Origin of the sequence: Tannerella forsythia 92A2 (assembly GCF_000238215.1) — a bacterium.
Lineage (GTDB): Bacteria > Bacteroidota > Bacteroidia > Bacteroidales > Tannerellaceae > Tannerella > Tannerella forsythia.
On record NC_016610.1, the window covers coordinates 2,602,977 to 2,626,547 of the forward strand.

At 45.4% G+C, this 23,571-nt stretch carries 25 protein-coding genes and 3 pseudogenes; 22 read left to right on the forward strand and 6 right to left on the reverse strand.

What is annotated here, in order from left to right; genetic code table 11:
• Position 1: 1 nt before the first annotated feature.
• From recA to BFO_RS10580, 3 genes are all read right to left on the reverse strand, one after another.
• Complete coding sequence (gene recA / locus BFO_RS10570; RefSeq protein WP_014225712.1) at positions 2-1,018, reverse strand: recombinase RecA; 1,017 nt, start codon at positions 1,016-1,018, stop codon at positions 2-4.
• A 33-nt stretch (positions 1,019-1,051) separates the two neighbouring features.
• Entirely contained in the window at positions 1,052-1,507 is a 456-nt protein-coding gene (gene bcp, locus BFO_RS10575; protein ID WP_014225713.1) for a thioredoxin-dependent thiol peroxidase, read from the reverse strand.
• A 71-nt stretch (positions 1,508-1,578) separates the two neighbouring features.
• The gene (locus BFO_RS10580; protein ID WP_014225714.1) at positions 1,579-2,772 is read right to left on the reverse strand and encodes a saccharopine dehydrogenase family protein; all 1,194 of its coding nucleotides are present in this window, start codon (positions 2,770-2,772) and stop codon (positions 1,579-1,581) included.
• A gap of 173 nt (positions 2,773-2,945) precedes the next feature.
• On the opposite strand from BFO_RS10580, the gene BFO_RS10585 reads away from it, so the two are divergent.
• The 5 genes from BFO_RS10585 to BFO_RS10605 are packed head-to-tail and all read left to right on the forward strand — an operon-like array spanning position 2,946 to position 8,774.
• On the forward strand, positions 2,946-3,593 hold the full coding sequence (locus BFO_RS10585; protein WP_014225715.1) for a LolA family protein: 648 nt from the start codon (positions 2,946-2,948) through the stop codon (positions 3,591-3,593).
• Complete coding sequence (locus BFO_RS14520; protein ID WP_014225716.1) at positions 3,571-4,140, forward strand: hypothetical protein; 570 nt, start codon at positions 3,571-3,573, stop codon at positions 4,138-4,140. The genes BFO_RS10585 and BFO_RS14520 overlap by 23 nt, the downstream gene beginning before the upstream one ends.
• Positions 4,130-4,501 (forward strand): hotdog family protein, encoded by a 372-nt coding sequence (locus tag BFO_RS10595; protein WP_014225717.1) that lies wholly within the window; start codon positions 4,130-4,132, stop codon positions 4,499-4,501. Before BFO_RS14520 ends, BFO_RS10595 begins: the two co-directional genes overlap by 11 nt.
• Entirely contained in the window at positions 4,498-5,280 is a 783-nt protein-coding gene (locus BFO_RS10600; RefSeq protein WP_014225718.1) for a glycosyltransferase family 2 protein, read from the forward strand. The genes BFO_RS10595 and BFO_RS10600 overlap by 4 nt, the downstream gene beginning before the upstream one ends.
• Entirely contained in the window at positions 5,277-8,774 is a 3,498-nt protein-coding gene (locus BFO_RS10605) for a 1-acyl-sn-glycerol-3-phosphate acyltransferase (RefSeq protein ID WP_014225719.1), read from the forward strand. Before BFO_RS10600 ends, BFO_RS10605 begins: the two co-directional genes overlap by 4 nt.
• 74 nt (positions 8,775-8,848) lie before the next feature.
• Here BFO_RS10605 and BFO_RS15665 read toward each other — a convergent pair whose 3' ends face one another.
• Positions 8,849-9,202 (reverse strand): hypothetical protein, encoded by a 354-nt coding sequence (locus BFO_RS15665; RefSeq protein ID WP_014225720.1) that lies wholly within the window; start codon positions 9,200-9,202, stop codon positions 8,849-8,851.
• Between BFO_RS15665 and BFO_RS14525 the strand changes: the two genes are divergently transcribed.
• The 12 genes and pseudogenes from BFO_RS14525 to BFO_RS14160 all read left to right on the forward strand — a co-directional run bounded on the left by BFO_RS14525 (position 9,203) and on the right by BFO_RS14160 (position 18,404).
• Positions 9,203-10,585, forward strand: a complete 1,383-nt coding sequence (locus tag BFO_RS14525) for a TNT domain-containing protein (RefSeq protein ID WP_394330006.1) — start codon at positions 9,203-9,205, stop codon at positions 10,583-10,585.
• Positions 10,582-10,929 (forward strand): hypothetical protein, encoded by a 348-nt coding sequence (locus BFO_RS10620; RefSeq protein WP_014225722.1) that lies wholly within the window; start codon positions 10,582-10,584, stop codon positions 10,927-10,929. Before BFO_RS14525 ends, BFO_RS10620 begins: the two co-directional genes overlap by 4 nt.
• A 199-nt stretch (positions 10,930-11,128) precedes the next feature.
• A complete protein-coding gene (locus tag BFO_RS15670) occupies positions 11,129-12,364 on the forward strand; it encodes a PAAR-like protein (RefSeq protein WP_014225724.1) in 1,236 nt (411 codons plus the stop codon).
• A gap of 1 nt (position 12,365) precedes the next feature.
• The gene (locus BFO_RS10630; protein WP_014225725.1) at positions 12,366-12,833 is read left to right on the forward strand and encodes an Imm30 family immunity protein; all 468 of its coding nucleotides are present in this window, start codon (positions 12,366-12,368) and stop codon (positions 12,831-12,833) included.
• Between the two features lie 140 nt (positions 12,834-12,973).
• A complete protein-coding gene (locus tag BFO_RS10635; protein ID WP_157755315.1) occupies positions 12,974-13,870 on the forward strand; it encodes a hypothetical protein in 897 nt (298 codons plus the stop codon).
• 12 nt (positions 13,871-13,882) lie between these two features.
• Entirely contained in the window at positions 13,883-14,779 is an 897-nt protein-coding gene (locus BFO_RS10640; protein WP_014225727.1) for a hypothetical protein, read from the forward strand.
• 292 nt (positions 14,780-15,071) lie between these two features.
• On the forward strand, positions 15,072-16,226 hold the full coding sequence (locus BFO_RS14535) for a PAAR-like protein (protein WP_394329990.1): 1,155 nt from the start codon (positions 15,072-15,074) through the stop codon (positions 16,224-16,226).
• A gap of 52 nt (positions 16,227-16,278) precedes the next feature.
• A complete protein-coding gene (locus tag BFO_RS16670) occupies positions 16,279-16,377 on the forward strand; it encodes an HNH endonuclease (RefSeq protein WP_218106841.1) in 99 nt (32 codons plus the stop codon).
• Positions 16,378-16,382: 5 nt separating this feature from the next.
• Positions 16,383-16,574 (forward strand): SMI1/KNR4 family protein, encoded by a 192-nt coding sequence (locus BFO_RS16675; protein ID WP_014225728.1) that lies wholly within the window; start codon positions 16,383-16,385, stop codon positions 16,572-16,574.
• Complete coding sequence (locus BFO_RS14155; RefSeq protein WP_074453432.1) at positions 16,552-16,839, forward strand: hypothetical protein; 288 nt, start codon at positions 16,552-16,554, stop codon at positions 16,837-16,839. The genes BFO_RS16675 and BFO_RS14155 overlap by 23 nt, the downstream gene beginning before the upstream one ends.
• A 266-nt stretch (positions 16,840-17,105) precedes the next feature.
• A complete protein-coding gene (locus BFO_RS15115) occupies positions 17,106-17,363 on the forward strand; it encodes a hypothetical protein (RefSeq protein WP_014225729.1) in 258 nt (85 codons plus the stop codon).
• Between the two features lie 137 nt (positions 17,364-17,500).
• Positions 17,501-18,404: pseudogene (locus BFO_RS14160) on the forward strand (IS982-like element IS195 family transposase).
• Here BFO_RS14160 and BFO_RS16210 read toward each other — a convergent pair.
• Positions 18,391-18,651 (reverse strand): hypothetical protein, encoded by a 261-nt coding sequence (locus BFO_RS16210; protein ID WP_244262910.1) that lies wholly within the window; start codon positions 18,649-18,651, stop codon positions 18,391-18,393. The pseudogene BFO_RS14160 and the gene BFO_RS16210 overlap by 14 nt on opposite strands.
• Between BFO_RS16210 and BFO_RS10665 the strand changes: the two genes are divergently transcribed.
• The 5 genes and pseudogenes from BFO_RS10665 to BFO_RS10680 all read left to right on the forward strand — a co-directional run bounded on the left by BFO_RS10665 (position 18,619) and on the right by BFO_RS10680 (position 22,277).
• Positions 18,619-20,415, forward strand: coding sequence for an AHH domain-containing protein (locus BFO_RS10665; protein WP_244262911.1), 1,797 nt, complete (start codon positions 18,619-18,621; stop codon positions 20,413-20,415). The two genes, BFO_RS16210 and BFO_RS10665, sit on opposite strands and share 33 nt — an antisense overlap.
• 3 nt (positions 20,416-20,418) lie before the next feature.
• On the forward strand, positions 20,419-20,979 hold the full coding sequence (locus BFO_RS10670) for an imm11 family protein (protein WP_014225731.1): 561 nt from the start codon (positions 20,419-20,421) through the stop codon (positions 20,977-20,979).
• Positions 20,980-21,178: 199 nt separating this feature from the next.
• Positions 21,179-21,256: pseudogene (locus BFO_RS16215) on the forward strand (RHS repeat-associated core domain-containing protein); the annotation flags it as partial.
• Positions 21,257-21,346: 90 nt separating this feature from the next.
• On the forward strand, positions 21,347-21,718 hold the full coding sequence (locus BFO_RS16220) for an AHH domain-containing protein (RefSeq protein ID WP_041591311.1): 372 nt from the start codon (positions 21,347-21,349) through the stop codon (positions 21,716-21,718).
• Between the two features lie 4 nt (positions 21,719-21,722).
• Complete coding sequence (locus BFO_RS10680) at positions 21,723-22,277, forward strand: imm11 family protein (protein WP_014225733.1); 555 nt, start codon at positions 21,723-21,725, stop codon at positions 22,275-22,277.
• Positions 22,278-22,378: 101 nt separating this feature from the next.
• Here the strand turns inward: BFO_RS10680 and BFO_RS14165 are convergent.
• A pseudogene (locus BFO_RS14165) lies at positions 22,379-23,316 on the reverse strand (IS1595 family transposase).
• Between the last annotated feature and the right edge of the window lie 255 nt (positions 23,317-23,571).

Consider the following 23,571-nt stretch of genomic DNA (forward strand, 5'->3'; position numbering starts at 1 on the left):
CTTACCCTTTCAGCTTCTCAAATATCTGCTGTTCGAGTTCGTCTGCCAGTTCGGGATTGTCGATGATGCACTGCTTGGCGGCGTCGCGTCCCTGGGCCAGCTTCGTATCTCCGTAGCTGAACCATGAGCCGCTTTTCTTGATAATGTTCAGCGTGCTTCCCAAGTCGATGATCTCGCCGGCGCGCGAAATACCTTCGCCGAACATGATGTCGAACTCTGCTTTCCGGAATGGCGGCGCCACTTTGTTTTTCACCACCTTGACGCGTACCTGTGTACCTTTCACGTCATCTCCGTCCTTGAGCGTACTGATACGACGGATGTCGATACGTACCGAAGCATAGAACTTCAGGGCGTTACCTCCGGTTGTCGTTTCGGGGTTCCCGAACATCACGCCGATTTTTTCACGCAGCTGGTTGATGAAGATACATGACGTTTTTGTTTTGCTGATGGCAGCTGTCAGTTTACGCAGGGCTTGCGACATGAGCCGGGCTTGCAGCCCCATTTTGCTGTCGCCCATTTCGCCTTCGATTTCGGCTTTCGGCGTCAACGCGGCAACCGAGTCGATCACAATGATGTCGACAGCGGCCGAGCGGATCAGTTGTTCCGCGATTTCAAGCGCCTGCTCGCCGCTGTCGGGCTGCGAAACGAGCAGGTTGTCGATGTCGACACCGAGTTTTTGCGCGTAGAACCGGTCGAAGGCATGCTCCGCATCGATGAAAGCCGCAATGCCACCCATCTTCTGAGCCTCGGCAATCGCATGAATGGCCAGCGTCGTCTTACCCGACGACTCCGGTCCGTAAATCTCGACTATGCGTCCGCGCGGGTAACCTCCCACCCCAAGGGCGGCGTTCAGTCCGATCGAGCCGGTAGGAATGACTTCGATATTTTCGATGTGGTCGTTTCCCAGCGTCATGATCGCTCCTTTGCCATAGCTCTTCTCAATCTTCTCCATGGCCGCCTGCAAGGCTTTCAGTTTGTCTGTGTTGACGGCTGCCTCTTCTTTCTTTTCTTTTGCCATAACGATTTATTTCTTGCTGTTTTATAGAGTTGGTTACTTTTCGTTCAGGATTTGCTGCGCATGATTTTTCGTATCGACTTTTTCGATGACTTTTTCGATTACCCCGTTTTCATCGATCAGAAACGTATGGCGCAAGGTTCCCATATAGGTGCGTCCATACATCTTCTTTTCTGCCCAAACACCGAACTGCTGTTGCAGGGTCGTATCCGTATCGGCAATCAGCCGGAAGGGCAGGTTTTGCTTTTCGATGAATCCGCGATGTGATTTGGCACTGTCTTTGCTCACCCCAATGATTTCGTAGCCGGCTTTTTTCAGCTCGTCATATCCGTCGCGTAAGCTGCATGCCTCTGCCGTGCAGCCGCTCGTGTTGTCTTTGGGATAGAAATACAATGCGATTTTACGTCCTTTGTAATCGCTTACTTTCACTTCTTTTCCATCCTGATCCAATCCCAAAAGGTCAGGCACTTTATCTCCTGTTTGTATAGCCATATCTTACTTTTATGTGTTCATTTAACTTGTGCGATCAATTTGTTTTCACTTTTATCCCGTTATAGTACAGTTTACAGCTCCAGATCGCCATCGAAGATCTCATGCCACGGAAGTCCCTGCTCGTTCAGCTCTTTCATGAACGGATCGGGATCGAATTCCTCGACGTTCCACACCCCCGGTTTCTTCCACAGTCCTTTGAAGAACATCTTCGAGCCGATCATCGCCGGTACGCCCGTGGTGTAGCTTACGCCTTGCGCACCCGTTTCCTTGTATGCCTGCTCGTGGCTGCAATTATTATAAATGTAATAGGTGCGTTCTTTGCCGTCTTTGATTCCGCGGATACGGCAACCGATCGAGGTCTCACCCGTATAGTTCTCTCCCAGTTCGCCGGGATCGGGCAATACGGCTTTCAGGAACTGAATCGGTACGATCTCTACTCCGTTGTACAATACGGGCTTGATGCTCGTCATGCCGATATTTTGCATCACGCGCAGGTGGGTCAGGTATTCCTGTCCGAACGTCATCCAGAAACGGGCGCGTTGGAGTGTCGGAAAATTCTTCGTCAGGCTCTCCAACTCCTCGTGATACATCAGGTACGATTCGCGCGGACCGATATTCGGGTAGTGAATGGGCTGATGTACCGACAGCGGATCGGTTTCGTGCCATGCTCCGTTTTCGAAATATTTGCCTCTCTGGGTGATCTCGCGGATGTTGATTTCCGGATTGAAGTTGGTGGCGAAAGCCTTGTGATGATCGCCGGCATTGCAGTCTACGATGTCGAGGTAATGCAACTCATCGAAATGATGTTTGGCGGCATAGGCGGTAAATACTCCGGTTACGCCCGGATCGAACCCGCATCCGAGAATGGCCGTCAGACCGGCCTTTTCGAAGCGGTCTTTATATGCCCATTGCCAGCTGTATTCATACTTCGCCTCATCGAGCGGTTCATAGTTGGCCGTATCCAGATAGCTGACGCCGTATTTCAGGCAGGCATCCATGATGTGCAAATCCTGATACGGCAGAGCCAGATTAACGACTAATTCCGGTTTGAAGTCTTCGAACAGACGAACCAGCTCATCTACCTTATTGGCATCTACCTGTGCCGTAAGCACGTTCATGTTTTTAATGTCCGACGCGATCTTGTCGCACTTGCTTTTCGTGCGGCTCGCAAGCATAATATCCGTAAACACATCAGCGTTCATCGCCATTTTCTTTACTGCCACGGTACTTACCCCGCCGGCACCGATAACCAAAGTTCTGCCCATAGTTTATTTTGTATATGAAATAAAAGAATGTTGTCTCAACGACAAATATACGGCTTTTTTCGTTGATGAATATATTCCGTCATTTTTTTGTAGAAAAGTGAAAAATCCATTCCTGTTTTCTTCCTTTTATGCGATTTGTGGACTATCTTTGCCCTCAATTCATTAAGAGAAAAATGAAAACGACAAATAAACTATATCTATCGCTACTTCTGTTGCCGTGTATCGTAACCCTTTCAGCACAAAACAGCTACCAAAAGGCAACCGAGATGCAGAAAAAAGAGATTACGGACAACATCAGACGCGTCGCGCGTGAAATAAAGACGCTCAAAGCAGATTTTACGCAGGTCAAAGAGCTCTCTTTTATGAAAGATCAGGTCACATCGGAAGGTAAAATGCTTTATAAGCCTGACGATAAGATCCGTTGGGAATATACGCGGCCTTATGCTTACGTCTTTGCCATGGATGGGGATAATGTGCGTATGACATCGGGCGGAAAAACGAACAAAATCCCGGTGAAAGGGAGTAAACTCTTTACCGAAATCAGCCGGGTGATGATAGGAGGTGTCAGCGGCGCCGGGCTGATCGATTCGCCGGATTTTACGACACAGTTTATGGTCGGTAAAAGCGACTGTAAAATTATGCTGACGCCACGAAAGAAAGAAGTGAAAGACTTATTCTCGTCGATACAGCTCTACGTAGACCGTTCGGACAGCCGTATCCGTCGTGTGGAACTGATCGAGAAAAGCGGCGACAAGACAATCATCACGCTAAAGAACATACAACTCAACACGCCTGTCGATGATTCGGTATTTGCTCATTAGTCTGTCGCTTCTGCTGGCCGGATGCGCTACCGTGCCGGCGCTACGATGTCCGGCCGATGCCCAACCTTCCGACGCTCCCGTCTGGACGCCCGCGCGACGTTCGGAAACGGAACGAAACACGTACCGGGTCGTGCTGCGGACACGGAAAAACGAACTGTCGGGCCTTTGTATCCTTCGGAAGAACGGCGATACATGGCGTGGCACGCTGATGAACGAATTCGGCTTTAAAGCATTCGATTTTCAGACAACAAACAGCCGGTGCGAATTGCAGGATGTGCAGTCGATGCTCGATAAATGGTATATCCGTCGCACCATCGCGTCGGATCTGCATTTCCTGATCGAGTGCGATCATCCGCAAGCGCCCTTTGCCGGCAAAATCGTACGATACGAACAAAATAACATGCTTGTGGTGAGCCATGGGAAAAAAGAATTGACCGTTTTACCGGACGGCACGCTGCGGCTCGTCAACCGACGGCATCATCTGACGTATGAACTGCGGAAATTAACGGAAACGAAGACGGATAATACGATACAATATGCTGAATAATACATTTTACACCATCCGTAAGCGTACCGATACGGAAGGAGGCGTCGACTACCGTGTGTCGCTCAACGCCTCGCACGTCATTTACGAAGCTCACTTCCCCGGCAATCCCGTTACGCCCGGCGTATGCATCATCCAGATGGTCAAAGAACTCGTCGAAGCATACCGCGACACGACGTTTCTTCTCCGAACGATAAAGAATGTCAAATTCATGAAAGTCATCGACCCGCGAATCGTCGGCGAGCTCACCTTCGCGCTCAACGTAACGACGCAGGACGACGGGATGACCATCGTTTCGGGCATCGTCGGCGAAGGCGACACCATTTTTTCAAAAATAAACCTGATATTCGAAGAGGTAAAATGATGCCAGACTGCGATACGGACATACGACCGGGAACGGAAGCATTATCCGTCTGCATAATCATCCCGACATACAACAACGCCAAGACGTTGTGCGAAGTATTGGAGGAGGTGTTGCAACAAATCCTTCCGGTGATTGTCGTAAACGACGGTTCGACCGACGAAACGGCCGCTGTTCTGAAAGATTTCGCCGATCGCGTCGAAATAATTTCGTATCAACCGAACAGAGGCAAGGGGCACGCGCTCAAAAACGGATTCGACCGCGCCGAAAAACTCGGCTATTCCTGTGCCATCACGATGGACTCGGACGGACAGCATGCCGCGACCGACATCGCGCGTTTTACGGATACCCTGAACCGCTATCCCGACGCGCTGATCATCGGCCAACGCATCGTCGAGGGAAATATGCCTCCCAAAAACTCATTCGCCAACAAGTTCTCGAACTTCTGGTTCGCCGTACAGACCGCCCGACGCCTGCGCGATACGCAAAACGGCTTCCGTCTTTATCCGCTGCGTGCCATGAAGGGGATGCGACCCTTCTCGTCGCGCTACGAGGCCGAGCTGGAACTGCTTGTACGCTGCCGATGGAAAGGCATACGCATCGTTTCCGTGCCCACACGCGTCTATTACGCGCCCGAAGAGGAGCGGGTGACGCATTTCCGGCCGGGAAGGGATTTTCTGCGCATCAGCATCCTTAATACCCTCCTCGTGATCGCCGCGATTGTCTACGGATACCCTTCCATGCTCTATCATTACCTCTTTAAACGCAGTCCGAAACCATGACAAGGTTCTTTCTTTCCGTCTACGATTATTTTTCATCGCGCAAAAGTTTGCTTTTTACTCTTCTGCTCGTGCTGATCGCGGTCTTTCTGGGATTGGCTTCGCAGGTGCGTTTTACGGAAGATATCTCGCGGTTTCTGCCCGCGGATAAAACGAACGAACGTATCAACCGAGCCTACCGTTACGTCACCTCTTCAAACAAAATCACGATTTACTGCGCCGCGACGGATTCGACCGACCGCGAACAGCAGATGCGAGCCGTCGATGCGTTCGTCGAACGGCTGCAAACAGCCACCGACACCACCCAAGTGAAGCATATCCTCTACAAAATAGACCCGGCTGAGATGATGTCCGTCGCCCTGTTCATCGTAGAGAACATGCCTTATTACCTTGACGACGATGATTATCGCCGGATGGATACGCTCGTAACACGCGAGGCATTAGCACGGCAATTAGAGATTGATCGAAACATCCTGACCTCGTCGGCCGGCATGATGGTGCGTCAGCATCTCCTCGCAGACCCTCTCCAACTGACCGCGAACCTCATGAGTAAGCTCCGTGACTTTCAGGCCGGCGGACGATTCGATCTGTATCAGGATTATATCTTCTCGGACGATGGCCAAGCTTTGATCGTCTTAGACTGCGCGATCCCCGCCAGTGAAACATCGGCCAACAAGTATTTCCTCAAAACGCTGAATGCTTGCATGATGGAAACGGAGAAAGCCTTCGACGGAATCTCGTTCCACAGTTTCGGCGCCGCAGAGATCGCCTTGACCAATGCCGGACAAATTCAGCGCGATACGCTCCTCTCAAGCCTCTTCGCCGTAGTAATCGTGCTCGCGCTCCTGATCTTTACTTTTCGCGACGGGCTGAAAATCGGGCTGATCTTCGCTTCCGTCACCTTCGGCGGGCTGTTTGCACTCGGACTGATGCACCTTATCCGGGGCGAAGTTTCCATTATCGCCATCGGCATCAGCTCCATCATGTTCGGTATAGCCATCAATTATCCGCTGCATTTCATCGGTCATCACGGAAGTGTGCCCAACTCGCGGTTCGTGATCAAAGACATTATCCAACCACTCACGATCGGTAACATCACGACCGTAGGCGCTTTCATGAGCCTTATATTCATCGGCTCGGATGCCATGTGCGATCTTGGCTGGTTCGCGTCCCTGCTGCTTGTCGGTACAATTCTGTTTGTGTTGCTGTTTTTGCCTCATCTGTTATCTTATCGCGGTCGGAAGCCGGCATCTTCGCATGCGCCTTTCGGACAATTCGTTGACCGCCCCTTTGAAAAGAATCGCTGGCTTGTCGCGACTATTATCGTCGTTACTGTTTTGCTTGCCTTTTCGGGCGATGAATCGCACTTCGAAGCCGATATGCGAAAAATCAACTACATGACCGATACGCAGCAGCAGGAATACGAGCGGATGAGAGGTTTACTCAACGACCATCATCATGTGCTTTATTACGTGACCGAAGGAGATACTCCCGAGGCTGCACTGACGGCAAACGAAGAGAGCTTGGCAGGATTACAGGAGCTGCTGACCGCAGGAGAGATATCGAAAATCGGTGGCATCGGCCATTTTTTACCTTCGCCCGTGCGACAAACCGCACAGGTGAAGCGTTGGAACGATTTTTGGGAGCGACATCGCGACAGCGTCCGGACCTGTCTCGCCGAAGAGGGAGAAAAACTCGGTTTTCGTGCCGACGCATTCCATCTCTTCGAGGAAATAATCGGTCGCACGTGGGAAAAAACGGCATTGTTGCACTTCGATCCGATCAAAGAAACGTTGGCGCGAAACTACGTTCTCGAAAATGACGGTAAAACAATGATCGTAAACCTACTTTACCTCGATGCGGACAAAGCGCGGTCGGTCGAAGAAAAACTGAACGGACAGAAAAACGCGTCGTTGTCCATCGCTTTCGATGCCGGCTCGATCACTCGTCGTATGATCGCCTCGCTTTCCGATAATTTTAACTATGTTCTCTATGTCTGCGGACTGATTGTCTTCGTCTTTCTCCTCTTTTCGCTGGGACGCCTCGAACTGACGCTTATCGCCTTCACGCCATTGGCGCTGAGCTGGGTGTGGATTCTCGGACTGATGGGTTTATTCGATATCAAATTTAATATTGTCAATATCATTCTGGCTACATTCATTTTCGGGCAAGGAGATGACTATACGATTTTTATGACGGAAGGACTGATGTATGAATATACGTACCGGCGCAAAACGTTATCGTCGTACAAGAACAGTATTGCCCTTTCGGCTGCGATTATGTTCGTCGGGATGGGGATGCTGATCTTTGCCAAACACCCGGCATTGCGTTCGCTGGGCGAAGTAACCGTAGTCGGGATGCTCTCGGTCGTAGTGATGGCATACGTTTTTCCGCCGTTCCTGTTCGGGCTCCTGACGATGCGAAAAGGACGCAAGCGTCTGATGCCCGTAACGCTGAAGAACCTGCTCAGTACGGCATACGCCTTCCTCGTTTTCCTTGTCGCCAGTCCTTTTATCACGCTGGCGGGGTGGGGAATGGCAACCTTCGGACGCACGACGGAAAAGAAGAAGATGGCGTACCATCGGTTGCTGCATCGCATCGCCCGTTTTGTGATTTATCGCATTCCGCAAGTGAAAACAACGTTTAGCAACTTGTCCGACGAAACGTTCGAGCGCCCGGGAGTGATTATCTGTAACCACCAATCACACCTTGATCTGATGTGTATCATGATGCTCACGCCCAAACTCATTATTCTGACGAACGATTGGGTGTGGAATTCGCCGTTTTACGGACGATTGATCCGATATGCCGACTTTTATCCTGTCTCGAACGGTATCGAACAGATGATCGACCGTTTGCGCGACGCCGTCGACCGCGGTTATTCCATCGTGATCTTCCCCGAAGGCACACGATCGGCCGATTGCTCCATCCTCCGCTTTCATCGCGGAGCATTCTACCTCGCCGAGCAGTTGCAAATAGATATCATTCCGGTGATGATTCACGGCGTGGGGCATGTATTGCCCAAGCAGGAGTTTATGCTTCGCAAAGGAGAGATACGGATTCAGGTCATGCCCCGCATAACCCCCGACGATGCCCGGTTCAGCCCTAACTACTCCCAGCGAGCGAAAGAAGTACGCCAATTTTACCGACGCGAATATGAGGCAGTCTGCCGTAAATACGAAACATCGGATTATTACGCCGATCTGGTGAAGCATAACTATATCTATAAAGGCCCCGCGGTAGAGCGTGAGGTGCGTGCCAACCTGCGAAAACACCATAATTACGTCGCAGAGATCGCCGCCCTGCCCGACGAAGGTGAAGTGACGATCGAAAATACGGGCTACGGAGAATTTGCTCTCTTACTGGCTTTAGTAAAAAAGAAACTTCAAATCATTGCCGTAGAACCTGATGACGATAAACGCGAACTGGCTGAAAATTGCGCTTCCGTGCCTCCGAATTTGCGGTATGTGGCTCCGACTCATGAGCATTGCAGATAAACCGGCAAAAGATTCCTTCACCCGTAACCCATCGAGAATATGGTGTGATTATCTGTTCAGAAGTGGATTGTTTCTCAAAAATATCCTTTGTCATATCTACTGCCTTTTCTTCCGCTTCCGGCGTGAGCGGCGCCAATCTCGTCTTCTTCCTGTTCCGGCAAAAGAGAGGCCATATAGGCGAGACGGACTTCTCCGTATTTGTTCAACGAAGCGGATAACGCTTCCAACGGAGTCTCTGCCGTCCGGAGCGCCGTTTGGCTGAAAGCCGTCGGATGGTCGAAGATGTCGGCTTTGATATACTGCCTATCCCAGCTTCGCTCCAAGAAGAAAATGTCGGAGCTTCCGGTATCCATACGCAGGAGTTCGGCATTTTCACAGGCATTGAGATGTCCGTAAGCACCGACGAAACGGTCATCATGGGCGAACACATGTGTACTCGTATGGACAAGGTATTGGCAGTCAATTTCGATCCATTCGGTGCCTGTGCCTGTTGCAATGGGTCGCCTTGTACAGCTCCCGTTATAGACTGGACCCATGTAACGGATAAGATTCGTCTGGGAGGAAATCTGCTTCTGCTCGAAAATAGTGAGTTACTCTGTTCGCTGGGTGGTCGGATCAGGATTTTCTACACATTGGCGGCCGCCTCGGCTGCCTGCGGTGCCTCACGCGAAGAAGAACGCAGCTTCTGGAGTAAGGCTATCGATTTCGGTAAAGGCTTGGGCAAAGGCCTTTGGAAAGGGCTCAAAGGTACAGTTACAGGCGTTATTGATCTGGGAATTTGGGCAGGCAAGCACTCGCTCCCGTACATGTTACTCGACCCGGCCGGCTTTGCTGACCAGCTGAAGCAAGACGGCGAGACATTGAAATCTCTTGGCAATCTGGCCGGTAAGGCGGGAACTTGGATGTATCGTAATTCTGCCGTAAATTTGCTGGCCAACCCTCAGGATTTTCTGGCAGCACAACAGGAGAACAGGGCCATGTTGGAAACCCTTGCCGACAAGGCCGCCAATATGAGTGCGGAGGAATGGGGTGATTTTGCCGGGCAGGTGCTATTCGAGGTGGGCACAGAGGTTGCCACCGCAGGAGGAGCCGCAGCTCTTACAGCCGTAAAAGTTGCCGACAAGGTGGTAGATGTGGCAAAGGTTGCCAATCGGGTCGATGATGCATTGGATGCAGCCAAAGCTTTGGATAAGCTGGATGATGCAGCTGATATAGCTAAGGCCGCCGACAAATTGGATGATGCAGCAGATGCTGCTAAAGCTTTGGACAAAGCAAAGGTGCCGAAATTGGAGATGCCCGTGAAAAGCAAAAATCTATTTCGGAAACCAAATTTTGACGATTTTGTCAGAAGTATTGATGATAGCTTCCCTTCTGATGAAATTGCCCGAAAAGCCTTTAATTTATTCGAAAACGATGAATGGGGAAAATTAGAGGAATTATTTAAGCAATATAACATAAATGGAGGGTGGCCTCCTAATAGAGGGTTCGCTTCTAGTAGGACAATAACATTATCTCCTGGATTTGAATTTGACAGATATGGTGGTCGCATAAATAGAAAAACAGGAAAGTTTGAGGATGCTGGCAGTTTCATTGCAGATAAAGAGACGCCTTATGGCTATAGATCATTACCTTCCGGCTATGAAGAAAAACCATTAAATTCATATAGAGTAAAAGAACCTATACAAGGTGTTCAACAAGGTGAAGCTATACCTTGGTTTGGACAAGAGGGCGGAGGTATACAATATGAGATTCCTGCTTCTGAGGGTGGAATCGACGGATTATTAAATAGTGGAAAAATTGAGCGAAGATGAGACTTTTAGAATTCAAAAGAACAAAATTGTTCGATGGCATTGAGGATGGACTATTCGATAAAGATTTTCAATTAAATATAAAGGGGAAATCTGTGTTATTTATTGTGGATGACATTACTCCACATAAATTAATAGACTGTCCGGTCAAACAAGATGTAATAAATAAATTGCATCTGGAATCAGATGGCATATCCAATATTGTGACAAAAGAGCAGCGATTACAGGTTTATTACTTAAATGAAGATGATTTGTTGATTATCTTTTCAATGGGTGAATATCAACCAGGAAGATACATGCTTTTCCTGGAAGGAGTCTTTCTTAAACTGAACTTATTTCCAACTTAAATAACTCCTCTGGATTACCTTGTAGAACTCTTGGAATTCTCTGGGCAAAGTATTTCTATTTTCCAAGGGGCTTTAACTAATTCAGAATTGAAATATAAATAGCTAAGGAGTATTTTATTATGTTACATACTCCAACTGTTTTATACTCCAACTGTTTTTGTAAAGAAATTTCTCCGTTTCACTCATTTGCCCAAAGGGGATGGCCAATTTCGATCCATTCGGTGCTTGTGCTTGCTGCAATGGGTCGCCTTGTACAGCTCCCGTTATAGACTGGACCCATGTAACGGATAAGATTCGTCTGGGAGGAAATCTGCTTCTGCTCGAAAATAGTGAGTTACTCTGTTCGCTGGGTGGTCGGATCAGGATTTTCTACACATTGGCGGCCGCCTCGGCTGCCTGTGGTGCCTCACGCGAAGAAGAACGCAGTTTCTGGAGTAAGGCTATCGATTTCGGTAAAGGCTTGGGCAAAGGCCTTTGGAAAGGGCTCAAAGGTACAGTTACAGGCGTCATTGATCTGGGAATTTGGGCAGGCAAGCACTCGCTCCCATACATGTTACTCGATCCGGCCGGCTTCGCCGACCAGCTGAAGCAAGACGGCGAGATATTGAAGTCTCTTGGTAATCTGGCCGGTAAGGCGGGGACTTGGATATATCGTAATTCTGCCGTAAATTTGCTGGCCAACCCTCAGGACTTTCTGGCAGCACAACAGGAGAACAGGGCCATGTTGGAAACCCTTGCCGACAAGGCCGCCAATATGAGTGCGGAGGAATGGGGTGATTTTGCCGGGCAGGTGCTATTCGAGGTGGGCACAGAGGTTGCCACCGCAGGAGGAGCCGCAGCTCTTACAGCCGTAAAAGCTGCCGACAAGGTGGTAGATGTGGCAAAGGTTGCCAATCGGGTCGATGATGTATTGGATACTGTCAAGGCATTGGATAAGATTGATGATGCAGCAGATGCTGCTAAAGCATTGGATAAAGCAAAGGTGCCCAAACTGACCAATCCAGTGATGAGACAGGCAGACGATATAGATTCCTTTAAATTGTTAGATACAGAAGGAAATGTTGGTAGCTTTGATGAACTTGTAAAAGCAGGGACTATGGGAGATAATATTACTCCTCATCATATGCCATCTGCAAAATACCTAGAGATTAATACGGATATCAAATATAAAGATGGTGTGGCGATGAATATGGAGCAGCCCTCCCCGGGAAAAGGAGGACGACATAGAAAGACGTCTACATACAACAATAATATGACAAAAGCTGAACAGCAATCATATTGGAATTTGTCTCCGAGAGAAGCATTAGCTCATGATATTAATGATGCAATAAAGATTTATAAAGAACAAGGTTTATACAATGATAAGATTAGAGAAGGATTGCTTGAAGTGATTATAAGAAATAAAGAAAAATATCCTGATTTATTCAAAAAATAGCATGAAATCGATAGAAGATTTAAGACTCCAATTGGTGAAAAATAAATTGATGAGAACTCAAGAAGAGGTAGAGTTGTTTGAGTCAGCCATGAATGAGTTATATAAAGAACCCAATCTGAATAATATTGATTATTTCTGTGAGGCATTTAATGATGCCACAGAGCACCATGAGGTGATGTTTGGGCTGGTACATGGAATAGAAAATTATTGCAAGTTATTCGGTGTGGATAACTATTTTGATAAGCTAGTAGATGCTTTGGCTAAAATGGATAACAATTCAATTGGATGGCAAAATATAATATTCTATAGGATATTAAATACTGATTGGGGGAGAAAAGCTTTAGCCGATAAATTAAAACAAAAGAATGATGATATAAGAAATTTCATCCTATGTGCTATTAATCGAATCAAGCAGGAAGACAATGAGAGATTTGGTTATAAAGCAGATGAAATACTTAATACATTTTAGATTACACCCTCCGTCCCTTATTGTTAATATTCAAAATTTAAACAACACTAAAAATATCGGCCGGCTTCGCCGACCAGCTGAAGCAAGACGGCGAGATATTGAAGTCTCTTGGTAATCTGGCCGGTAAGGCGGGGACTTGGATGTATCGTAATTCTGCCGTAAATTTGCTGGCCAACCCTCAGGACTTTCTGGCAGCACAACAGGAGAACAGGGCCATGTTGGAAACCCTTGCCGACAAGGCCGCCAATATGAGTGCGGAGGAATGGGGTGATTTTGCCGGGCAGGTGCTATTCGAGGTGGGCACAGAGGTTGCCACCGCAGGAGGAGCCGCAGCTCTTACAGCCGTAAAAGTTGCCGATAAGGTTGTGGATGTAGCCAAGGCTGCCAATCGGGTCGATGATGTATTGGATACTGTCAAGGCTTTGGATAAGCTGGATGATGCTGCTGATATAGCCAAGGCTGCCGACAAATTGGATGATGCAGCAGATGCTGCTAAAGCTTTGGATAAAGCAAAGGTGCCGAAATTGGAACCTCCAGTGAAAAATATAGACGAATTTCTTTTCGACTATAAAAAATATCGCTTACGTGAGGGTGAAAAATTAGGGGACTTTGGCGAAACTATTGCAAAGGATTATTATCGTTCTTTAGGGTATGATGAGTTTTATGCGGTGCAAAATAAATCTGGCAATGGTGTAGATATTGTAGCCAGAAACTCCCAAACGGGAGATATGGTAAAGGCAGAAGTCAAAACGACCCAACAAGATAAGCTCTGGAATGGTGGTAAAACAAAGGAAATACCGCTAAGCAAGGATCAGAGACAGATGGGAGGTGAGCATTATACCAATGACAGATTAAACAGGGCTGCAAAAAGAGATGATGGTTACACTGATGGAAGAAGTTCTGAGCAAGCAAAAGAGACCATAAGAATGCAAGAAGAAGCAGAACTTAAAGGTGCAGAAGTAAAGACGGAAAAAATAGACATATATGTGAATAAAGAGGGAACATTACGTGGCAATCCAAAAGTCAGAAAATGGTAAAAATGTCAAAAAATGAAGACTATTAAATCATTAGCAGAGTATACACACTCAAAAAAAGAGCATCAGATAAGCAAGGAAAATTATTTTTACACAGAGCCAATGTGTGATATTAACAAATTTATTAATGGAGAAAATTCTATAGCTGGGATTGGATTGGCTCTCGATTTTCTTTCTTCTTGGTACCACTATAATTATATCTATTCATTCGCATTTAAACAAAATGAATATCTAATAGTTGAGGAAAACAGCTTCTCTATATCCACATATATAGCTATTGAGGCCAATAATTGGTACTTTTCTCTGGGGAAGAATTTCGAAAGGTACAAACGCTCCATCGAATTCCATAAAGCCATTAAACACATGGCTCAAGCTTTGTTGTTAGGGTGGGATGAATTGGCCGTAAAATATGGACATCTGTTAATCAAGATGCTTTATGGCAAGCAGTACGAAGGCTGGCATCCAGCGTACAAGCATCCATGGTTTATGTTGGAAATCTTCTGTAAATGGCAAAAAATAGAGCTTGACTACAGCAAGCTCAATTACCCTAAGGATATGGGCGTTTATATTGAAGCATTAAAGTGCTGGGATACAACAGATACTACATTGCTGGCAAAGATAATAAATGACCTTACGGACTTCCATATCGCAGAATCAGACGAGAATGAATATGAAGACCGTACTCCGGATTTTCCGTCATCGGATTACTTCATTTTTCCGATAGAAATGCTCTTATGGCTAAACATTCGCCAGAGGATCGGATTGCCAGACTATACACCGGACAACGAGTTGATGAATATGCCTATCAACAACTGGCATACCCAACAAACGGAGATTCCCCGAATAGAAATCATTGAGCGAGCAAAACAAAAATTACTGCAAGATTGTCCGGAAATTAGTTTTGAGCTGTAGTGTGACTTAGGGAGACGGATGACTACAGGCTATTCGTATTCCATTTCCTCGAAGGGATTGATGTATGAGTGCCGAGAAGTATGTTCCCGAGAGAGTTTAGCTGTATTTTTATTTCAACGAGGAATTGCCCTGTAGAAGTCTTGAAATTTTGTTGGCGAAGAAAATAAAATTTACTTCGCCAACAAAATATTTTTTCTTCGCGAAGAAAATTTCGGTCATTCAGCATCGGAGATAAAAGATTGTCCCTGAAGGTATCTGGCCGGTTTGTGACAAAGGAGTAAAGCCTTCGCAGTTGCGAAGCCTCTCTTACAGCGAAACGGTCATCATGGGCGAACACATGTGTACTCGTATGGACAAGGTATTGGCAGTCAATTTCGATCCATTCGGTGCTTGTGCTTGCTGCAATGGGTCGCCTTGTACAGCTCCCGTTATAGACTGGACCCATGTAACGGATAAGATTCGTCTGGGGGGAAATCTGCTTCTGCTCGAAAATAGTGAGTTACTCTGTTCGCTGGGTGGTCGGATCAGGATTTTCTACACATTGGCGGCCGCCTCGGCTGCCTGTGGTGCCTCACGCGAAGAAGAACGCAGTTTCTGGAGTAAGGCTATCGATTTTGGTAAAGGCTTGGGCAAAGGCCTTTGGAAAGGGCTCAAAGGTACAGTTACAGGCGTCATTGATCTGGGAATTTGGGCAGGCAAGCACTCGCTCCCATACATGTTACTCGATCCGGCCGGCTTTGCTGACCAGCTGAAGCAAGACGGCGAGACATTGAAATCTCTTGGAAATCTGGCCGGTAAGGCGGGGACTTGGATGTATCGTAATTCTGCCGTAAATTTACTGGCCAACCCTCAGGACTTTCTGGCAGCACAACAGGAGAACAGGGCCATGTTGGAAACCCTTGCCGACAAGGCCGCCAATATGAGTGCGGAGGAATGGGGTGATTTTGCCGGGCAGGTGCTATTCGAGGTGGGAACGGAGGTTGCCACCGCAGGAGGAGCCGCAGCTCTTACAGCCGTAAAAGTTGCCGACAAGGTGGTAGATGTAGCCAAAGTTGCCAATCGGGTCGATGATGTATTGGATACTGTCAAGGCTTTGGATAAGCTGGATGATGCAGCTGATATAGCTAAGGCCACCGACAAATTGGATGATGCAGCTGATGCAGCCAAAGCTTTGGATAAAGCAAAGGTGCCCAAGCTGAAAATGCCCGTGACAAATGCCCGCAAAAAAGGTAAGCCATTAAATTCTCCAGATATTGATAAATGGAAGAAGAAGGGTGGAAGAGTCGATGTATTAGATAACGGGACATGGCGTTATACAGATTGGGAAGGAAACGTTGTTGACTATGTGAATGGATATCCTGTCTTCAAACCTAAGGCAGAGTGTGAATATTGGAAAGCAAAAAGGGAATCATACAACGGATTATACAAATGCTATAGGAGGGTCTAAATTGGATCCTCCAAAAATTGATGGAACAACGTGGCATCATCACGAAGATGGTATGACAATGCAAGAAGTTAATTCTGACATACACGATAGATTTACTCACCGCGGTGGGGTTCCCAAAGCAAAGAAAGTCGCATTAGGCAGAAAAAAATGACATTTATGAAATTACAATTAATTGAAAAAGGAGCAATCGATAGTTACAAGATTATAGAGAATGAATTTAACATCTCACTACCGAAAGACTACAAAGAATTTCTGGCAAAAAATAATGGTGCAATTGTGCATGATGGTTATTTTTTTTGTGGAAGATTTGGGCGAATTTATCCTAATGGATACTCTTTATGGAGTTAAGACAAAAAGTAGATCACAGGATATTATTTTTAAAAATCGGGAATACATTGATGATATTCCTAGTGAATCTATTCTCATTGGAAGAGACCTAGGAGGAGGGTGGTTGCTATTGATACATGACAAAGAAAATGACGGTATTTGGTATTATGATCATAGCTATTTTTTCAAACAATCCTCAGACGAACTTAACACATACTTTATCTGCGAAACTTTTGCTGAGTTTATGCAAATGCTTGAGAATACAGTACTGCCCGAGGATGAATGAATTTTTTGAATATCGACTTTTGAATAGGGATTTATGGCATAGAATTTGGTAATGTTAATGACCCTGGAGAGCAAATAAGCTGTGTTCCTCAAAAAGCTCATTAAATACTCCTAAATCTTCGTGTTTTTGAAGAAATTTATTGGTAACCCGCTTTTTTGCCGTCAATCCCTTTATTTATCGGGGTCTCCGCCCTGTCTCTTCCGCCCCTTTACTCAAGGCTTTTTAGTGATTAGAGAGGGCTTTCTTACGAATACGAAGGCCGGAATTTGAGTCAGGTAACCGACGAGCGAGGCAATGTCTTCCGCTTTCTGTTCGATGGGGAATATCGCCCCGTACAGCTTACCTATCCGAACGGGACCTACCGCCAATGGATGTACGATGCCCGGGGGTATTTGTCCGAGGAGCGCGACCCACGTGGCAATCACACCTTCTATCGTTCCGACGAAGCCGGCAACCTCCTCTGGATGCAGGAGGCCGACGGCAACGAACACCATTTCTCTTACGATAACGTCAGTTCGACGTAAGAAAAAGCCAATGGATTTGTTTTCTGATTAGTGGTAAACGCCCAAAGAACGTGGGCATTATGCTTGAAAAAGTAGCGAATTATTTGTATCTTAGCAGTTGATAATCAATAAGATACGAACAAACAAAACGCTACTTTATGAAGACAAATATAGTTGATGTTTTTTGCATCATAGATGATTTCTCCAAGCTTTTTGATGAAACAATCAAGAAAAAGACCCTCGAAGAGGCAGACAAAAAACGCAGGAATAGAAAGTTTAAGATGTCGGACAGTGAGGTCATGACCATCCTGATCCTGTTTCATCTGTCAAGATACCGAGATTTGAAAGCTTTTTATCTTCAATACATCACCCATTCTTGTCGATCCGAGTTCCCACATCTTGTCTCTTATAAATCGCTTTGTGGAGCTGCAAAGCAGGGTAGGTTTCAAGCTGATAGCATTTCTCAATATGTGTTGTTTGGGTCAATGTACAGGCATCTCTTTCATCGATTCCACCCCATTGAAGGCTTGTCATATCAAACGAGCTCATGGGCATAGGACAATGAGGGGATGGGCTCAAAAAGGCAAAAGCACCATGGGTTGGTTTTATGGATTCAAGCTACATATTGTTATCAACGACAGGGGTGAAATCATCAACTATCAAATCACACCGGGCAATTGTGATGACAGAGAACCTCTGAAAGACGGAACATTCACCAAGAATCTTTTTGGCAAACTCATTGCCGATAGAGGCTACATTTCCCAAAACCTTTTTGACCGGCTCTTTGTCGATGACATCCACATGATAACCAAAATCAAAAAGAACATGAAGAACTCCCTGATGCATCTATATGACAAAGTTTTATTGAGAAAGAGAGCCTTGATCGAAACGGTCAATGATATGCTCAAAAATGTCTGTCAGATAGAGCACACGAGACATCGCAGTGTCAACAATTTTGTCACCAACCTGATCTCCGGTATCATCGCTTACAACATCCTGCCTAAAAAGCCTGAACTCAATATTGAAATCATCAGAAACCCTAACTTTCCTATTTCCGCTTAGATCGAACTGACGTTACGATACTTCGGGCAACCTCGTCCATGCCAAAGACCGGATTCGCGAGGTAAGCTTCCGCTACGGCAGTCTCGGCACCCTGCTGAGCCGGACGCAGAACGGGCGGACGGTTTGCTTCGAGTACGATACCGAACTGCAGCTCACCGGCATTGCAAACGAAGGCGGAGAACTCTACCGTTTCGCTTTGGATGGCCGCGGCGATGTGGTGGACGAATGGGGATTCGACGGTCTTCACCGCCATTACGAGCGCGACGGTGCCGGACGGGTCTCCAGAGTGTTGCGTCCGGATGAACGGTGGAGCACTTATGAATACGATGGTGTGGGGCGTATCGTCGGGGAACGCCACAGCGACGGTACCGGCACGGCTTACAAGTATAACAAGGACGGTCTGCTTACGGCGGCCTTCAACGATTCGATCAAGATCGGGTTCGAGCGTGGTCGGGACGGGCGTGTGCTGAAGGAAACGCAGGGCGAACATATGGTCGAGAGCGTTTACGATGCCTTCGGCAGCCGTATTCGTCTCTGTAGCGACTTGGGAGCCGATGTAGCTTTGCAGTACGACACGGAGGGCCTACCGGCCGGAATGCAGTCCAAAGATTGGGGCATGTCCATCGGTCGCGATAAGAGCGGTTTAGAGATTCAGCGAGAGTTGAGCGGAGGAGTGAGCGTCACGACGGGCCGTGATATGCTCGGACGTGTGGTTTGCAGGGATATTCTCTCAGGCGGCATGGAGCAGAGTCGCATGCGTTATCATTGGGGCATGGGCAACCGCCTGCATCGCAAGGTGAACGAACGCACGGGCGAAACCGTCCTTTTCGACTACGATTCGTGGGACAATCTCTTCCGGGCCGATTACAAGGGTGGCTTCGAGGTGGAGAGCATTTACAAGGCTCCTGACGCCATCGGTAACCTCTTTCGCACGGAAGAAAGAAAAGACCGCAAATACGGCAAAGGTGGAAGGTTGTTGGAGGACAAGAAGTTCTCCTATCATTACGATGGGGAGGGCAACCTTGTTCTGAAACAACGATTGAGACCCGACGAGACATTAGCTCCGCTTTGGCAGGAGGGTGATTGGGCCTATGAATGGCAGGGCAACGGCATGCTCCGAAGTGTGAAGCGTCCCGACGGTGAAACAGTTAGTTTCGAGTATGACCCTTTGGGGCGACGTATCTCGAAGACATATAAAGAGAAGACTACCCGTTGGGTTTGGGATGGCAATGTTCCGTTGCACGAGTGGACGGAGGAAGAGAATGTAACGACATGGCTGTTTGAGGAGGGTACATTCATACCTGCGGCAAAGATAGTTGGCGATAAGTCCTACAGCATCATAACGGACTACTTGGGTACGCCAACTGAAATGTATAACTCTGATGGAGAAAAAACATGGTCGGTAGAATTGGATATTTATGGTTCTGTTCGTAACTTTGCCGGGCGTTCTTTGAGTGATTGTCCGTTCAGATATCAGGGACAGTATGAGGATGAGGAGACAGGGCTGTATTACAATCGGTTTAGGTATTATTCGCCTGATAGCGGAATCTATATCAGTCAAGACCCGATAAGATTAAGTGGAGGAATACAGCTGTATGGGTATATAAAAGATTCTAACTATTTTATTGATCTATTAGGTCTTAGAGGAATGCCAAAAGGCGGATGGAATTACGGAAATATGCCCAAAATAGATGGATACCAACTACATCATGTTATACCTAAATCAATGGCTGATCACCCTGCAATAAAAGCAGCAGGTTTTGATGTTAACAAACCAAGTAATTTAATTTACTTACCTAAAGAAACGGGTATACATCCAACAAGAAGCGTTCACGATGGATGGAATAAAGGACATGCTGATTATAATGTTGATATCAAGCAAAAGCTAAATGAAATTCATCAAATTGGAGACATTGAAGGCTGGAGTAAGCAACAATATTCCGATGCAATAGAAGATTTAAGAGGAGATACAAGAAAAGGTTTGCGAGAGGGTAAAATTAAATGTCATTAAAATATGTATTATCAACTAAGTACGTTTTATAAAAGGGATATCTATTTTCAATATGCAGAAGAAAATAGTATTCTGTATGATGCTTTTGAAAAAGGCGAAAGTGTGGATTTTAAGAAAGAAATCATCTATCTAATAGACAAGATAGATGATTACTTAAATGATTATGATATACTTCCAACTTACAATACTCCCTTAGTAAGTTCAAAATTTATGAACCTTTTTAAAAATCACGAAAAAGAGGTTCAATTTTTAAAGGCTACGATCATTGATAAGAAAGGAAATAGAAACAACACTTATTATGTCCCTAACATTCTAAATATTGTTCCTTGTTTAGATAAAGAAAGGTCAATAATTGAAGAAAAAAAATATGGATCAGCGAGCATTATGACAATTAAAAAACTCTACATAACGCCTAATTCCATTCAAGATTTTTCGATAATAAGAATGAAAGAAAAAAAATCGTACATAATTGTTACAGAGGAATTTAAAAGACGCTGTGAAGATGCGAAATTGAAGGGATTTAATTTTATAGAGGAAGGTCATTCTATTTACAAGGATATTTAGAATATTGTAAGACTCCAGAAAGGGAGCTATCGAAATAATTGTCTGATTATCAATAATAATTTTAAAGTAAAAACACAAAGGCAGGGATATTTCCCTTGCCTTTCTTTTTATTTCAAAAATAAAATGCAACTTTGCCGGGCGTTCTTTGAGCGATTGTCCGTTCAGATATCAGGGACAGTATGAGGATGAGGAGACAGAGTTGTATTACAATCGGTTTAGGTATTATTCTCCTGATGAGGGGAGGTATATTTCGCAAGACCCGATAAGATTGGATGGTGTAAACCCTACTTTGTATGGTTTTGTATGGGATATCAATTTCGAGATCGACCCATTTGGACTTTCTTGTACTAAACGTCTCAGAAAAAATATGAATAAAGCCAATCGACAGATGGCTAAACAAAATGGTGCGATGGCAAGAAGATGGAAAAAATTCAAAGGTTCAGCAGCACACCATATTGTTGCGGGAGACCACATGGATCCAAATGCAATAAAGGCAAGAAGTATCCTATCCAAGCATGGAATTGATATAGATGATGCAGCCAATGGTATTTATTTAAAACATATGGATCCTAATAGTATTCAACCTGGAGCCTATCATCGAGTAATTCACACGAAAATATATTTTGAAAATGTCGCCAATAGGTTAGAAATTGCAGATCTAATTGGAGGAAAGAATGGAGTTCTGGATGAATTAGACAATATTGCAGGAGATTTGCTTTTTAATAAGAAAATTTGGTAACGATATGGATATATATAGAATTAAAAACGACTATCTATTTAAAGGAATATCAAGTAGAAATGAATTGATTATAAATCAATTCGATTCCTTTAGGGGACAAAGTCTTGTCTCAAGCTGGGAAGCTCCTATATTTGAATTGCTTGAAAATGTTACAAAGGTTAATTCAGAAAAAAAAGAAGAAGAGAGAAAATGTATTTCTTTCGATTCGAGGTGTTATGGCAATATCTTTATAATAAATTCTATCTTTTCAGACCTGTTCAAAGGATTGAATGTTGAGTTATTGCCTATAAATATAGTTGGAATAATTCCTTCTTATTTATTTGTAAATGTGTTAAATGTAGTTGGTGCGATTGATTTCTCAGGCTTAGATTATAAACAATCGATGGATATGATGAAAAGCAACGACATTCGTTTTGTAAAAGAAGAAATCAATGAAGTTAAGATATTCAGAGATCAAAAAATCATCAACTTCTACTATTGCACAGAAGAATTTAAGGAGATGTTCGAATCTAAAATGATTTCTGGGATTCTTTTTGAAAAGGTTGGGATAGCTCGATGAGACTTGGGATAATACTATGTACCACCTTCTCTTCTTAGAAGCACTGAAATTTTGTTGGCGAAGAAAATAAAATTACTTCGCCAACAAAATATTTTTTATGATTATCCGCACTTATACCTAAACTCATTTCTATAGCTTACACAAGCTACGAGCAATCTTCCAAAGAGAGCTTCTCCCAAATATCGGCGATTAAATTTGTAACAGAACTCATCTAAGTAATTTTGTAAGAATTCGGGTTTGATGTCATGGAACGTATTTATCAACTGTCTCTTGGCATTGCTGATGGCGATATGAACCCAGGGTAAGACCTCGCCCACTTTCTCTTTGGGGATAACCTGAGAGCGGTGTCTTTAGGTACAAAATCTTTCAATTCCACATAAGAGGTAGAATGATCCGTGTCGATTTGATTAGCTCCGGAAGCTAACTGCTGAACCGCTGCATTAATGGTCTCTTTTTTCAAGTCATCGATTACTTTCATTTTCAAATAGCCGACTCTTCGTGGTTTTTGACCGGTTTTCGGAAATTCAACCATTTCACTTTCTGCCATTACTAAAACTTTGCTTTTCTTTTGACTGCCACGTCCACGCTTCAAGGGTTTATCTTTTTCCTCTTGACTCATCTCTGTGGAAAAATAACCCTCATCCAACTCTATACAACCTGCAAGGACATATTCATCATCTCTTTTACCCATGGCCTCGCGAAGTTTGTGAACCATATGCCAAATAGGATGATAACGATTATGACCCAATTGACGCTGGATTTCTTTGGCCGAAAATGTCTTTTTCGTTGACGTGAGCAGATGCATGGCTATAAACCAATAACGAAAAGGAAGTTTCGATTTGTGCATTACCGTTCCACTTTTTAGCGTGGTGCGCGTTTTGCAGTGTTTGCATTCATATTGCTCCTTGTCTTTTTTCCAATAATGATCCGTGCCTCCGCATTTGGAACAAACAACTCCTACTTGGTCGCGATATGCCTTAAACTTTTGCTTGCAGCTTTCTTCGTCTGGAAAGTGAGATAGAAAATCGATCAGTGTCATTGTCTTATTTTTTTTGCAAAGATAATCATTTTAGGTAAATATGCGGAGATTCATTAAAGACATTATCGTAGTCATAGGAGCAGGGGCAATAGGGATTGCTATTGCTCGCAGGCAGAAGATTTATTGAATCTGCCTATCACCCAAAACATCGCCGATTCGCTTCGTGCTTATCAGGTGTCCAAGCGTGCAAACAGCTTACGCATAATGGCTTAGGCTATCCGTTGGGGTGAGAAGAAAGCCCGTATCAACACCATC

Bases quoted from the DNA above. Each gene is read 5' to 3' on its own strand.
- recA (WP_014225712.1), bottom strand. From the start codon at position 1,018: ATGGCAAAAGAAAAGAAAGAAGAGGCAGCCGTCAACACAGACAAACTG.
- bcp (WP_014225713.1), bottom strand. From the start codon at position 1,507: ATGGCTATACAAACAGGAGATAAAGTGCCTGACCTTTTGGGATTGGAT.
- BFO_RS10580 (WP_014225714.1), bottom strand. From the start codon at position 2,772: ATGGGCAGAACTTTGGTTATCGGTGCCGGCGGGGTAAGTACCGTGGCA.
- BFO_RS10585 (WP_014225715.1), top strand. From the start codon at position 2,946: ATGAAAACGACAAATAAACTATATCTATCGCTACTTCTGTTGCCGTGT.
- BFO_RS14520 (WP_014225716.1), top strand. From the start codon at position 3,571: ATGATTCGGTATTTGCTCATTAGTCTGTCGCTTCTGCTGGCCGGATGC.
- BFO_RS10595 (WP_014225717.1), top strand. From the start codon at position 4,130: ATGCTGAATAATACATTTTACACCATCCGTAAGCGTACCGATACGGAA.
- BFO_RS10600 (WP_014225718.1), top strand. From the start codon at position 4,498: ATGATGCCAGACTGCGATACGGACATACGACCGGGAACGGAAGCATTA.
- BFO_RS10605 (WP_014225719.1), top strand. From the start codon at position 5,277: ATGACAAGGTTCTTTCTTTCCGTCTACGATTATTTTTCATCGCGCAAA.
- BFO_RS14525 (WP_394330006.1), top strand. From the start codon at position 9,203: ATGTGTACTCGTATGGACAAGGTATTGGCAGTCAATTTCGATCCATTC.
- BFO_RS10620 (WP_014225722.1), top strand. From the start codon at position 10,582: ATGAGACTTTTAGAATTCAAAAGAACAAAATTGTTCGATGGCATTGAG.
- BFO_RS15670 (WP_014225724.1), top strand. From the start codon at position 11,129: ATGGCCAATTTCGATCCATTCGGTGCTTGTGCTTGCTGCAATGGGTCG.
- BFO_RS10630 (WP_014225725.1), top strand. From the start codon at position 12,366: ATGAAATCGATAGAAGATTTAAGACTCCAATTGGTGAAAAATAAATTG.
- BFO_RS10635 (WP_157755315.1), top strand. From the start codon at position 12,974: ATGTATCGTAATTCTGCCGTAAATTTGCTGGCCAACCCTCAGGACTTT.
- BFO_RS10640 (WP_014225727.1), top strand. From the start codon at position 13,883: ATGAAGACTATTAAATCATTAGCAGAGTATACACACTCAAAAAAAGAG.
- BFO_RS16670 (WP_218106841.1), top strand. From the start codon at position 16,279: ATGACAATGCAAGAAGTTAATTCTGACATACACGATAGATTTACTCAC.
- BFO_RS16675 (WP_014225728.1), top strand. From the start codon at position 16,383: ATGAAATTACAATTAATTGAAAAAGGAGCAATCGATAGTTACAAGATT.
- BFO_RS14155 (WP_074453432.1), top strand. From the start codon at position 16,552: ATGGATACTCTTTATGGAGTTAAGACAAAAAGTAGATCACAGGATATT.
- BFO_RS10670 (WP_014225731.1), top strand. From the start codon at position 20,419: ATGTATTATCAACTAAGTACGTTTTATAAAAGGGATATCTATTTTCAA.
- BFO_RS16220 (WP_041591311.1), top strand. From the start codon at position 21,347: ATGAATAAAGCCAATCGACAGATGGCTAAACAAAATGGTGCGATGGCA.
- BFO_RS10680 (WP_014225733.1), top strand. From the start codon at position 21,723: ATGGATATATATAGAATTAAAAACGACTATCTATTTAAAGGAATATCA.